This window comes from Aneurinibacillus terranovensis DSM 18919 (assembly GCF_000430625.1).
GTDB lineage: Bacteria > Bacillota > Bacilli > Aneurinibacillales > Aneurinibacillaceae > Aneurinibacillus_B > Aneurinibacillus_B terranovensis.
In genome coordinates this window covers 1-12,189 of record NZ_AUMJ01000056.1, presented here as the reverse complement: position 1 = coordinate 12,189, position 12,189 = coordinate 1, and the positions used below count along the sequence as shown (strand labels likewise).

Genomic DNA, 12,189 nt, shown 5'->3' with positions numbered 1-12,189 from the left:
ATGAATTATTGGTTTTTATATACAAAATCAACAGGGGAAATCTACGGCGCACCTTATCTTGGTTCAGCCGAAGAATGGACAAACATTCCCGATGGATGCGCTGTCCTCGGGCCATTTTCAGAGGATGATGCAGATGCTGCAGTAAAGGATGCGTTTGCTAACGCAGACCTGTACGTAGTGTCAAACGGGATGCTGACACGCAAACCTGATGCGGACACTGTCCTCTTACAACGCGAAAAAGACGCGAAACTCACCGAGCTAACCAACGCTTATTACACAGCTCTCGCTATGCCATTTACCTCTTCCGCATCGGGTACTCCTATCCTGTACTCTGCGACACAGGAAGCTTGGGCAGAGATGCAAAAGCAATTACTCATGAACGCGAACGGTATCGCCAAGTGGCCAGTGCCGTGGCGAGCGGCAGATGGAAGTATTGTCAATCTTGATGAGATGCAATTCAAGCAGCTTGCGTCTGACCTTCGTGATATGGAGTTGGCGTATCTTGCTCGTTTCAGGAGTATTGAGGAACAAATTAAAGCTGATACAACGGATTCGCCGGAAAAGGTTGAATCGATCGCCATTGACTTTTCGAACCTGCAAACGACAGCACCAACAACCCCGTAGGAGGTCGAGCGTATGAAACTAAAACGCTATGACCTCCTTTTTGTTCGTGGAAAATCGTTGGTGAGCCAGACGATTGAGGACGTGACGCATTCGCAATACAGCCACGTTGCTATCGTGTTGGATGAGTGGCACATCGCGGAAACAGACTGGCGTGTTCCCTTGCAGGTGAAACACATGCACTATACGCCGGACGAATATGACGTGTTTCGGTACCGGGGAGAGCTGACCTTCTCTCAAATGGACGCGATGGATGCTTTTCTACACAGCAAGTTGAATACGCCATATGACAGGGTGCAGGTCATTACGAACGGTCTGCATCTTTTGTTTGGCCGGAGGATCCGGAACGATCCTAGTCGGTTTGATTGCTCTGAAACGGCGGCTCGGATGTTTGCTGCCACAGGGATATACCTTGCAGCTTTTTCGTGTACGCCAGGGGAGCTGGCGAAGTCGATTGAATTGCAGAAGGTTTCATGAGGAGTCACACTGTGGCTCCTTTTTATATTCCCCAAAAGGGGGTGAGGGAGTTGAGGGGATGGAAAAAGAGACAATTTTCAAATGGATTACTGGCGGTATAGGGGCAGTCCTCACATATTTTTTCGGCGGGTGGCCACCACTTCTGGATGTGTTGGTCTACATGATTGTGATTGATTATGTGACCGGATTTTACGCGGCCTGGATAGAGAAACGATTATCAAGTTCGACCGGATTTCGAGGGATTGGGAAGAAATTTTTGATTTTAACTGTGGTCACGGTGGCACACAAGTTAGACATTGCCCTGAATTCGCCCGGGCTACTCCGGAATACCGCCATATGGTTTTATATCGCCAATGAAGGGCTTTCACTCGCAGAAAATATCGCCCGGGCCGGGCTACCATTTCCGGCTGCATTAAAGAATGCATTAATTCAAATCAAGAATCGCGCCGAAGACGAAACAAAGCCTAAGCGGAAACGCGGGGCGTAAGAGGAGGAAGACAAAACAATGAACATTTACGACGGCACACACATGTGGATCTGGCAAGCAGACAAAATTCATGGGGGTAACGTGCAGCAAATGATTGCAGAAGCGAAGGCTAGGGGCATACACGGGGTGCTCATCAAGTTTGCAAACGGCAGCCTGGTGGGGGACCCGAACAGTCAGGCATATATGGCGCAGTTTAAACGGCTTGTCGGCCCCTTCAAAGCAGCCGGAATCATCGTAGGCGGCTGGATATATCAATATCTCACGGACGTGGCAGGGGAAGTTGACGCCTGCTGCCAGGCCATTGAAGCGGGTGCGGATTGGATTGTCTTGGATGCGGAGATTGACGTGAAAGGCAAAGCGTCCCGGGTGGCGCAGTTCGGCCAAATGCTGAGGGCAAAGCATCCGAATGTACTGATTGGCCTTTCCTCCTTCGCCATTGCCGACTACCATCCGGAGGTCCCATTCACTGAATACAACAAGTTTGTGGATGTGATGATGCCACAGATTTACTGGGCGGAGATGGGCTGGAACGTGGCTGTAGCGTTCAATGCATCGATTGCTTCATACAAAAAATATGGAAAGCCTATCGCGCCTAGCGGACAGGCGTATGCCGGGGCACAGCCGGGAGACATGGCAGCATTTATCCAACTATCCAAAAAGGCCGGGCTCTCCCACGTCAGCTGGTGGGACTGGCAGCAGGCTACGCTGGCACAATTGAACGCTATCCAGGCGAATATATTGGCCAGGCCGAAACCTGCAGCACCAAATCAAACCGAAGATTGGCGAGTAACAGCTATTGCTCAAGCGAAAGCAAACAAGGTTTTCAAAGATGACCACAAGCCTGGAGAGCCAGTGACAATCGAAATTTTAGCGGCTACAATGAACAATTTCTATGACTTGATCAAAGGGGGAAAATAATTATGTACGATCAAATCTACTCACTCACTCAAACCATTCTGGCTGCACTAATTCTCGGAATCGGCGGCGTACTTTTGCGTAGCGCGGCTAAAAAACTTGAGGATGCTGTTTCCAAACACACGACGCCGAGCATCGCAGCAAAGGTGAATCCTATCATCGACACCATTGAACGCTTGACGGAAACGGCTGTTCAGGATGCAAATAGCCGGGTGGTCATTGGTTTGAAACAGCACAATCTTTTCACTCCGGAAACAGCCGAAGCTATCAAGCAGGCGGTTATCGAGGACGTACTGAAAAACCTCGGGCCACTCAAAGATGAAGCGGCACAGTTGTTGGGCCCAATTGAAGGTATTGTGGCACAAATGGTGGAGAAATATGTGCTGCGCGGGAAAGACCAGGTGAATCAGTTGGTGGGCACGCCGGTGGTTCAGACGGCAGTTACAGATGTCGCTCCAACCGCATACGTGCCGGCAGCCCCGACTACGGACACCACTGCCCCGGCCCAAGAAACTGCGCAATCACAGTCAATTCCTTCAGTTCCAACGCCTTAAATGATGAAAGACCGCTGCCCTTTATCGGGTGGCGGTCTTTTTTTGTCGTACAGATCAAAAGAGAATAGAAACAACAAAAAATATATGAAAAGAGGATAGAATCGATTATGGATGAAATTGTTGCTTTTGGTATTTTGGTTTGTATAGTTATCGGAAATGAAGTTGTTGAGTTACGAGCATTCCTTATTCCACTAATTATTACGCTGTTAGTTTTACTGTTTTCAATTAGTTTTTGAAGATATTTTTTCTGCAAAAGCCCATCGGCGCTAGGTTGGTGGGTTTTTTGTTTTTAACATGAAGGTATTATTTTCCCAGCGGAGAATTAAACTATTGACAACCATGAGTGCTCGTTTATTATGTTGTCGGGAGGGGTGTGAAATGGTCCAGGAAGCCGATATGATTCCTATAATCGAAAAATACTTCAGTGACATGGGCTACTTTACCTTTACAGAAGTATCTGTAGGTGGAGCTGGACACGGTGTTGCGGACGTTGTTGCAGTAAAAATAAATCTAGACAAAGTTATCCAACGGATTAGAAATAATCAATACGACAGTATTAAAAATGAGGTTCTTGCGGAATTGCTTCGTTTTATTACTGAGGATAACAAAGGAACACAGCTTAAAAAAATTAAGAAGCGCTTTTCTTACTCTACGCCCTACTTAAAAAGAAATCTTATTAATAAATTAATTGAAGGTCATTTCATTGTTGAGACGGAAGGTAATACTTATCGTAAGATTAACAACATTGTTCCTTTAGCATCCGAAGTCATCGCTGTAGAAGCAAAAAAAGAAGCATGGATCGCGGCTACTCAACAAGCTAAACGTTATCAAAGTTATGCAAATCGAACGTATGTCGCTTTACTTAAAGAATATGGGCATCGTGTCGAATGTGAACGTTTAAAGAGAAATAATATTGGTCTTATAACTGTAGATATGAAAACAGATTCCGCTAAAATTATTTGGAAGTCAAGATATCGTAAACCATTAAACGAAAATATAAAATTTCTCGCACATGAGGCTATATGGAGAAGAATGCGCCCTAATATTGAGATGTTTATAGGGGAAGGGGAAAATATAAATGAACTTGCCAGGGTTTGAGCGACCGGTCTTTATTGCCAGAATGTTAAATAATGAGTTCAAGTATATAAATAACTATCCGGAATTTGACGGTGTAATAATGGACGCGAATTTAGCAACGAATTTTTACAAGGTGTGGGGGAAGGTTAAGGAAAAACGGAATGCTGGCGGTATAAAATTTCTGATGGTTGATCCGAATACCGCTAAGTTAGAACACAGACTATGTATTGAAAAAGCTACATATAAGAAGCTTAATTATTGCCCTGAGATAGATCCTTTAATCCCTGATGATTTTACACATGAACATGCAGGGGGCTTTGTAGAGGAATTCGTTACAAACGTTTTAAGTACTCAGGTAGAATTAGAAGCAAATATCTTGCTCTCCCCTTACTTCGTAGCTAAAACAGTAAACTCTCCATGGTATGATGTTAATTTACAGCTTGCACAAAAATCAATTGAAATTAAAGAAGAAATGGGATTCGAGGAACCTATCTACGCTACAATTTGTATTAGCATCGCTGAGCTTACAAACGAATCGAGTCGACAAAAGATTATACAAGACTATCGTGGCCTTAATGTTGATGGTTATTATATTTTAGCAGAAGGACTAGCAGATAGAATAAGTGGTGCTCCAGAGTTGGCGGCATTCTTAGCGTTTACTAAAGAGTTGTCCGAGTTTAGAAAACCTGTTATTAACGGATTTATAGATGGAATGGGCATTTTTGCAAGTGCATTTGGTTCATCGGGATTTAGCGCAGGAATTTGCTGGTTAGAATCCTTTAATGAACAAAACTTTACCCTTGAACTCGAAGGCAGAGATGAGGATTCCAGGCGTGAAAGATTTATTTATATACCAGAAGTATCTATGAAATTCCCGCAGGATCGAGCTCAGCTTATATATAGTAATCAAAATATAAATGGTTTAACCAGTCATCAAAACTCTACATTTTATCACCAAGTTGCTTATAGTTGGAATGATAGAGCGAGATATTATTTTTTAGAAAAACGTTATGAAGAATTAGAAGCTCTAAAGGGAATGAATGATGAACAAAGACTAGAGCTTTTAAAGGGAAGACTGGATGCAGCAATAGCAATAGCTAGACAAATTTATGATCAAGATATACAAATTCGACCGGCACATCTCATCAGATGGCGCGATGCAATTGACGCAGCAATAATATAGTTTGTTTATAGAAAAGCCTAGATATCTATTATCCAGGCTTTTCTTTTTGCATAACTTCTTCCGTTCCATCGTATATCTGTACCACAGGAAATGAGTTACTGGGTTCCTCAGTTCCGGAGATATATTGCTTGGAGGAGGTTATTTTATGCAAGAGAAGGGGAGAAAAGAGCGTGCAGAATATAATAAGAACTAATGTTCCTGTATAATTTAAAACAAGAATGTTTGTTCCTATTTTGAGGGGTAATGGGATGAAGAAACTTTTAGCAGACGGCTTGCTATTCTGGAATACATCAAACAAGAGGTCAAGGGCAAGGGTTATCCTCCCGCGATCCGAGAGATTGGTAAGGCGATCGGCCTGTCGTCCAGTTCAACGGTACACGGGCACCTCAATCGGTTGGAGAAGAAGGGTCTTATTCGGCCGGCGCGACCCGACGAAGCCGAGTGCGATAGAAGTGTTGGAAGTTATGCTTACAACGGATGACGGGATATTTTATCCCTTCATCTTCATGTCATAAAAATCGATGAGCACGTGCTAATTATGCATTAGTCCAAGCGGCATCTGCATACCTTCCATTAGCGAGGTGAAACGCAGATGCATGTCAAATTTATCAGGGGCAATTCTACTGACAAGCGAATGCTTGACTGCTATATTTATCTCAAAGAGAAATACAGGAGGGAAAAGCTTCGTGGTCGGAATTTATGCGCGGGTAAGCACAGAGGAACAGGCCAAACACGGATTCGGTCTGAAGGATCAAATCAGGGAGTGTCGGAAGAAGGCTGGAACGACTGAGTGCAAGGAATATATAGATGAAGGAATTTCGGGTGAGTTTTTAGATCGTCCGGCTTTGTCGCGCTTACGCCAGGATGTTCGAGACGGTCTCATTACTAAAATCGTCTGTCTGGATCCGGACCGACTATCAAGGAAACTGATGAACCAGCTGCTTGTCACCGATGAATTTGATAAACGTGGCGTGGAACTTGTGTTCGTGAATGGTGAGTACGCCCGCACACCGGAAGGTCAACTTTTCTATAGTATGCGTGGTGCCATCGCAGAATTTGAAAAAGCCAAAATTAACGAACGGATGACACGTGGCCGACGCGAAAAAGCAAGACAGGGGCGTGTGTTGCGAGACTTTAAAATTTATGGATATGGATACGATAAGGAAACAGCACAAATCATAGTAAATGAGGAGGAGGCAGCTGTCGTACGATTGATCTTTGACCTTTTTACAAAACCGAATAGTATGGTAAAAGGGATTAACGGTATTGCTATCCATCTTACGGATAAAGGAATCCCAACCAAACGGGGAGCGAGCGTGTGGCATCGCCAAGTGGTAAGACAGATACTGATGAACACCGCTTATATCGGAGAGTTCTATCAGAATCGCTGGAACACGGAAGGGATGCTTGGAAATAAACATAAAAGCCCGGATGAACGAGTATCAATGAAGGAACGTCCGCGCGAGGAATGGATACTGATAGAATGCCCACCAATTATCGAACGTGAAAAATTTGAATACGCGCAGAAGCTGTTGCAAGATTCCCGAAGAAGGTGGACGAAGAAAGGGGTTCATCAATATCTGTTGAGTGGATTGCTTCGTTGTTCGGATTGTGGGAATACAATGACAGGGCGTCGATCGAAAAACTGGGGAAAATACGAGTTTGAATATACAGACATGAAAAATACAGCTGGAGCTAAACAAAAGGGATGCGGTCGGAAAGTCAAAGCCCAGAATATCGAGGCTGAGGTGTGGGAAACGATTCGCTCCTGGTTAGAGCAGCCGAACGAGATCGCTGCGGCAGCTGAGGCGGAAAATGTCAGGGAAGAAATTCCTTATGAACAGATTGAACTTGAACGTTTAGAAAAGGAAATTGAGAAGGCGAAGGAAGGCCGGAAAAAAATTCTTTCTCTCTTTGCTTCTGGTATGGAGATTGGCGAAGAAGAGGTTCGGGAAACCATGCGATCTTTAAAAGAAAAGGAAGAAATCGCAACGAAACAATTGGATGAACTGAAGGCTAGAATGAAAGATGCGAAAGAGGCTCAATTCAATCACGGGTTGTTGACTGAGGCGGCTGAATATTATCTATCTAAGAATTCGGATGAATTAACATTTGAAGATAAACAGCAGCTTATTCGTCAGCTAGTGCGAGAGATCATTGTATACGAAGACCATATCGAGATTTTTACGTATTAAGCACCTCTATTGACTTTAGAATCGAGATCTTAATGCATCTTCGTTCTCTAAAAAAGACGAAAAAAGATGTTTCGTTACACGATCCGATTGGTACGGATAAAGAGGGAAACGAAATCAGTCTGCTGGATATATTGGGAACGGAAGCGAATGAAGTAGAGGATCAAGTCCAATTAAAACTGGAGAAAACGAAGATTTATAAACACATTCATGTTCTTGATAAGCGGGAGAAGGAAGTGATTATCGGCCGCTTCGGGCTGGATAATGAAGAAGAGCGGACTCAGCGGGAAATCGCGAAAGAGCTTGGCATCTCCCGTTCGTATGTATCGCGAATCGAGAAACGGGCACTTATGAAATTGCTACATGAATTTTACCGTCAGGGGCAGCGGGTTACCTGATAAGTTTTGACCTCACTTGTTTTACTATGCAGAAATCAAAAGCAAGAGCAAGACAAAAGCAAGACAAAAGCAAGACAAAAGCAAGAGCGCCGGTTCTGTCTACGGCGCTTTTGTTGATGAACGCATAACCGGGGGAGCGTTTGGAAAAAAACATTACCGGTAGTATAGTTGTTTATAAAGAATTCGTTTTTTACAAGGTTGATTCTCTTGAGATTTTTCTGCCTGCAAATCGAACTTTTAGAGAAATGCTGCAGTCTTTTTATGTAAATCGTCCAAATCCAAATTAGCCATGAATACAACAGTGTTCTTAGCAAATGAATAAATGTAACGGAAGGGTTGTATCGAATGGGGTGAGAATGTGTGGAGCAGGAACTTTATGAAATGATACGCAAAGCGAAGCGGGGAGATAAAGAAGCGTTCACACAACTCATCCAACGGTACAAAGGGCAGGTGTTTCGACACGCCTATGCCATGTTACAGGATCGAATGGAGGCAGAAGATGTGGCGCAGGAGGCCTTTGTAAAAGTCTATTTTTCCTTAAAATCCTTAGAGAGTGAATTTGCCTTTTCTTCGTGGCTAACAAGAATTGTTTCTAATCTCTGTTATACGCGTGTTCAGAAAAAGAAGAAGGAAGCAAGCCTGCTGGCCGATAATCTCGAAGAATATATTCCGACTCCTTCTTCCAGGGGAACGATGGAGCAGAAACAGCTTCAGCTTACGATCGAAGAAGCGATGCAAAATATTTCGTTAGACCACCGAACCGTACTTGTTTTACGTGACATCCAGGGCTTTTCTTATGACGAGATCGCCCGTATTTTGGACATACCGGTTGGGACGGTAAAATCAAGAATTTCCTCGGCACGCTTGTCGCTGAGGAAGGAATGGACGAAGTAAGGAAGGGGGAACAACATTGAGTACTCATGTAGAAGAACAGCTTTCCGCTTATATAGATAATGAACTTACGGCAAGCGAGTATCTGGAGGTTGACCGCCATCTCCAGCAATGTGCCTATTGTCAGAATATACGGGATGACCTGTATTCGCTGCGAGGGCAACTTTTTCAAACGTATGCTTCAGTTGAAATATCAGGTGATTTGGAAGGAAAGGTAATGACCTCCATCGGTTTAAAAGAAGGCAGGGAAAGGGAGGTTACCCGTAAAAATACGGAAGCAGGGTATCGGACATACTTGTTGCCTGTATTTCTTTTTTCTGCGGTGTTTCTTCTGTTTTTGGCATTACGAGGGGGAATGTTCTCTTCGATGTTTTCTATCTTATTTGGATTATTTCACGTGATAGGCGTCCTTGTTAAAGTGATTCCTTATTTGGTTGAGGGAATTTCTGTGCTTGCGTTATTTGTTATTCTTTTATCGGGATGGTCCCTGCGTCATTTATTGACCACTAAAATAACAGGCTAAAGGAGGAGAGAAACGATGAAATTGTGCCATTATATCTTGCTGCTATTAACCAGTGCCTTTCTCCTCCTGCTGCCCGCTCCCACAGCGTCTGCTGCCTCCACGCAAAATTTCTTTATGCACCAGAATACAGTGATAGCGGTAGGGGAGACTGTTGAAAATGTAGTCGTCGTCGGGGGAGACGCGACCGTAGGGGGGACGGTCAGGGATGTCGTGATCGTATTCAACGGAAATCTGGATATTAAGAAATCAGCCCACATTCATGGGTTTGTGTTTGTGATGGGCGGAAAAATCAACCAGGAACCAGGTGCCATTCTGAATGACAACGTTGTCAACGTTGCCTTAGACAATCCTACCGAACACAATGCCCTTCTTGTTCTAGCCGCCCTTCTTGGTGTCTGGTTATTGCAATTTATATTCAGCCTGCTGATGCTGTTTGTTCCGACATTAACGGCTTTTCTTCTGAAGGAGCGCATCGATCCGATGGTTCGTCACATTCAAACGGAGCCTCGACAGCTCATAAAGGTCGGTTTTGTTACGAGCTTATTGTTCGCTGGGATTGCCATTTTATTATCCGTTACAGTCATCGGCATTCCTATATTCCTGATTTTACTCCTCCTATCCCTACCGTTTTTCTTTTTGGGAACCGCAGCATCCAGTGTCGTCATCGGAGAAATGGTGCCGGTTCGTACCAGTCATCCCCTCTTAAAGGTATTGAGCGGAGCTCTTGTTATTACCGCAGCGGTTAATGTTCCTTTTCTTGGGACTGTAGTTTTGCTTGTTTTAGTGTGGATTTCATTTGGTTTGATGGTGGGATGGCTTCAGGATAAAAGAAAGGGGAGAAAATCCGGCAAGTAAGAAAAAGTAAGAAAAGGATCTAAATAAAAATGCAGCCGATCTCTCACAAAGAGTTGGCTGCATTTTTATCGTTTATGAAAGATCATTAAGCAGGGTTTGGGCCTTTTTCTTCTTTCGGTTGAGTAAAGTGAAGGTAAACGCCAATGATAACGCTGAGAATGATGACGATCACGGCCGTCCATTGAGCGGTGGTCCAATTAAATAAAAACCTTGGCGAATCCCCCCGGAGCATTTCCAGGACAAACCGGCCGGCGCTATACAAAATATTATAGATAAGAAAAAGATACCCGCGTTTTAGACGCTTTTGCAGCAGCATAAACAATATGGCGAAGATAATGACATCCATTTGTCCTTCCCATACCTCGGCAGGCCAGAGGGGCTGGTCTCCAAACGTTGCTCTTGCATTCGTTCCCTCCGGATAAAGAATGCCAAAATTGCTGCCTGTCGGATCGCCGAACGCGTCTCCATTCATAAAATTCGCGTCCCGGCCAATGCTCTGCCCGAGAATGAGACCCGGTGCGCATAAATCAGCCAGTTCCCAGAATGAAAGACCATGTTTCCGCACGTACCAGATACCGACGATAATCGCGCCGACGATTCCACCCTGAATGGATAGACCGCCATGCCATATAGCGATTATTTCTCCGGGATGTTTCGAATAATAATCCCAGTCGAACAAAAAGACCGCCCAGAAACGCGAACCGATAATGGCGCCGAAAAACATGGGAGCGGCAAGATTGAGCAGGTGTTCCCCAAGTTCTTCTTTTTTCAGCAGTTTGGCTAGCGTATAGGTAACACCGACTCCAAGCGCAAACGCGAGGGCAAACAAAAGACTATACGATCGAATAGGGAAAGAGCCGATATAGGCTATGTATTGATGCAAAATGAAAACTCCTTTGTCTACAAATGTAGTTGGTCATCCACTTCTTCAACTTTAAAGTGAAACGGCATTTTCTTCAAGCGATCTTGAAAAAAAACTTACAGTTGATATTATTTATTGGTCAAACCATAATAAATGTAAACGATCGATCGGAGGAAAACATATGAAAATTGCTGTGTGCCAGATGAATGTCGTACAGGGGGACCGTGAACACAACAGGAAAGCGGCGGGAGAAATGATTGATGAGGCCGCAGAGAATGGCGCACAGGTGGTTGTGCTGCCCGAAATGTGGACCAGCGGCTATGATTTTCCCAGGCTGAATGATCATACAGAACAGATGCAGGGAGCAACCGTTGATTATCTTGCGCAAAAAGCATTGGAGCATAAGATATGGATTGTTGGAGGATCTTTTCCTGTTCAGTACAGTGCGGGTACTTGTAATACGTCGATCACCTTTAACCCTGAGGGAAAGATTGAAAATGTATATAGTAAATTGCATTTGATCGGTTTAATGGACGAAGATCGGTTTCTCATCCCCGGAGAGGAATTTTCCACTTACAATATGGGCAATTTCGAAGCGGCAACGATCATCTGCTATGATTTGAGATTTCCCGAACTCGCCAGAACATATGCACTGGAAGGGGCTTGCGTTATTTTCGTGCCCGCCGAGTGGCCGGTACAGCGGCTGGAACACTGGCGAACTCTTCTGAGAGCGAGAGCGATTGAAAATCAGTTGTACGTGGTAGCGGCCAATATATCCGGCCGCAATGAACATGACGTTTTTCAAGGGCATTCTCTTGTCATCGATCCGTGGGGAGAAGTCATTGCGGAAGCGGGCGATAACCCTCAGATATTATACGCAGATATTGAACCGGAAAAGGTAGCGCCGATTCGTGAACGCATGCCCGTGTTTAAAGACCGCAAACCCCACCTGTATCGACTCTAGTGATACTGAAATACTATAAATAATTATAATAACTGTAATAATTGTGTGATGACATGGTAAATGATAGAGGGAGAGCCAACTATTCGGCTTTCCCGCCTTTTTGGTGCGCCCGGCATGGGCATTATCTATAGGGTTCAAGTCCCGAATGGTGAAGGCAGTAGTAACCATTAGCTTATGGCAAGGGTGTCGA

At 44.4% G+C, this 12,189-nt stretch carries 14 protein-coding genes and 2 pseudogenes; 15 read left to right on the top strand and 1 reads right to left on the bottom strand.

Annotated features, from left to right (window positions below):
- The 14 genes and pseudogenes from H525_RS0110620 (at window position 1) to H525_RS0110550 (ending at window position 10,173) form a co-directional block, all read left to right on the top strand.
- Complete coding sequence (locus H525_RS0110620; RefSeq protein ID WP_027416197.1) at window positions 1–624, top strand: DUF4376 domain-containing protein; 624 nt, start codon at window positions 1–3, stop codon at window positions 622–624.
- A 12-nt stretch (window positions 625–636) separates the two neighbouring features.
- Entirely contained in the window at window positions 637–1,098 is a 462-nt protein-coding gene (locus H525_RS0110615) for a C40 family peptidase (RefSeq protein ID WP_027416196.1), read from the top strand.
- 58 nt (window positions 1,099–1,156) lie between these two features.
- Complete coding sequence (locus tag H525_RS0110610; RefSeq protein WP_027416195.1) at window positions 1,157–1,585, top strand: phage holin family protein; 429 nt, start codon at window positions 1,157–1,159, stop codon at window positions 1,583–1,585.
- 18 nt (window positions 1,586–1,603) lie between these two features.
- On the top strand, window positions 1,604–2,503 hold the full coding sequence (locus tag H525_RS0110605; protein WP_027416194.1) for a hypothetical protein: 900 nt from the start codon (window positions 1,604–1,606) through the stop codon (window positions 2,501–2,503).
- Window positions 2,504–2,505: 2 nt separating this feature from the next.
- Window positions 2,506–3,054: a hypothetical protein gene (locus H525_RS0110600; protein WP_027416193.1), complete on the top strand. Its 549-nt coding sequence runs from the start codon at window positions 2,506–2,508 to the stop codon at window positions 3,052–3,054.
- A 378-nt stretch (window positions 3,055–3,432) separates the two neighbouring features.
- Window positions 3,433–4,152 (top strand): hypothetical protein, encoded by a 720-nt coding sequence (locus tag H525_RS0110590; RefSeq protein WP_027416192.1) that lies wholly within the window; start codon window positions 3,433–3,435, stop codon window positions 4,150–4,152.
- Window positions 4,133–5,314, top strand: a complete 1,182-nt coding sequence (locus H525_RS0110585) for a hypothetical protein (RefSeq protein WP_027416191.1) — start codon at window positions 4,133–4,135, stop codon at window positions 5,312–5,314. The genes H525_RS0110590 and H525_RS0110585 overlap by 20 nt, the downstream gene beginning before the upstream one ends.
- A gap of 277 nt (window positions 5,315–5,591) precedes the next feature.
- Window positions 5,592–5,772, top strand: a pseudogene (locus H525_RS26260) (LexA family protein); the annotation flags it as partial.
- 228 nt (window positions 5,773–6,000) lie between these two features.
- The gene (locus H525_RS0110575) at window positions 6,001–7,509 is read left to right on the top strand and encodes a recombinase family protein (protein ID WP_027416189.1); all 1,509 of its coding nucleotides are present in this window, start codon (window positions 6,001–6,003) and stop codon (window positions 7,507–7,509) included.
- A gap of 23 nt (window positions 7,510–7,532) precedes the next feature.
- Window positions 7,533–7,904 (top strand): annotated as a pseudogene (locus H525_RS0110570) (sigma-70 family RNA polymerase sigma factor); the annotation flags it as partial.
- A gap of 16 nt (window positions 7,905–7,920) precedes the next feature.
- On the top strand, window positions 7,921–8,067 hold the full coding sequence (locus H525_RS29480) for a hypothetical protein (RefSeq protein WP_155837228.1): 147 nt from the start codon (window positions 7,921–7,923) through the stop codon (window positions 8,065–8,067).
- A gap of 197 nt (window positions 8,068–8,264) precedes the next feature.
- Window positions 8,265–8,798, top strand: a complete 534-nt coding sequence (locus H525_RS0110560) for an RNA polymerase sigma factor (protein ID WP_027416187.1) — start codon at window positions 8,265–8,267, stop codon at window positions 8,796–8,798.
- A 16-nt stretch (window positions 8,799–8,814) separates the two neighbouring features.
- Complete coding sequence (locus tag H525_RS0110555; RefSeq protein WP_027416186.1) at window positions 8,815–9,318, top strand: zf-HC2 domain-containing protein; 504 nt, start codon at window positions 8,815–8,817, stop codon at window positions 9,316–9,318.
- Between the two features lie 15 nt (window positions 9,319–9,333).
- Window positions 9,334–10,173: a hypothetical protein gene (locus H525_RS0110550; protein ID WP_027416185.1), complete on the top strand. Its 840-nt coding sequence runs from the start codon at window positions 9,334–9,336 to the stop codon at window positions 10,171–10,173.
- 85 nt (window positions 10,174–10,258) lie between these two features.
- On the opposite strand, the gene lgt is transcribed toward H525_RS0110550, so the two are convergent.
- On the bottom strand, window positions 10,259–11,056 hold the full coding sequence (gene lgt, locus H525_RS0110545) for a prolipoprotein diacylglyceryl transferase (protein WP_027416184.1): 798 nt from the start codon (window positions 11,054–11,056) through the stop codon (window positions 10,259–10,261).
- A 160-nt stretch (window positions 11,057–11,216) separates the two neighbouring features.
- Between lgt and H525_RS0110540 the strand changes: the two genes are divergently transcribed.
- Window positions 11,217–11,999 carry a carbon-nitrogen family hydrolase gene (locus H525_RS0110540; protein WP_027416183.1) on the top strand — a complete coding sequence of 261 codons (783 nt, stop codon included), beginning with the start codon at window positions 11,217–11,219 and terminating at the stop codon, window positions 11,997–11,999.
- Window positions 12,000–12,189 lie beyond the last annotated feature (190 nt).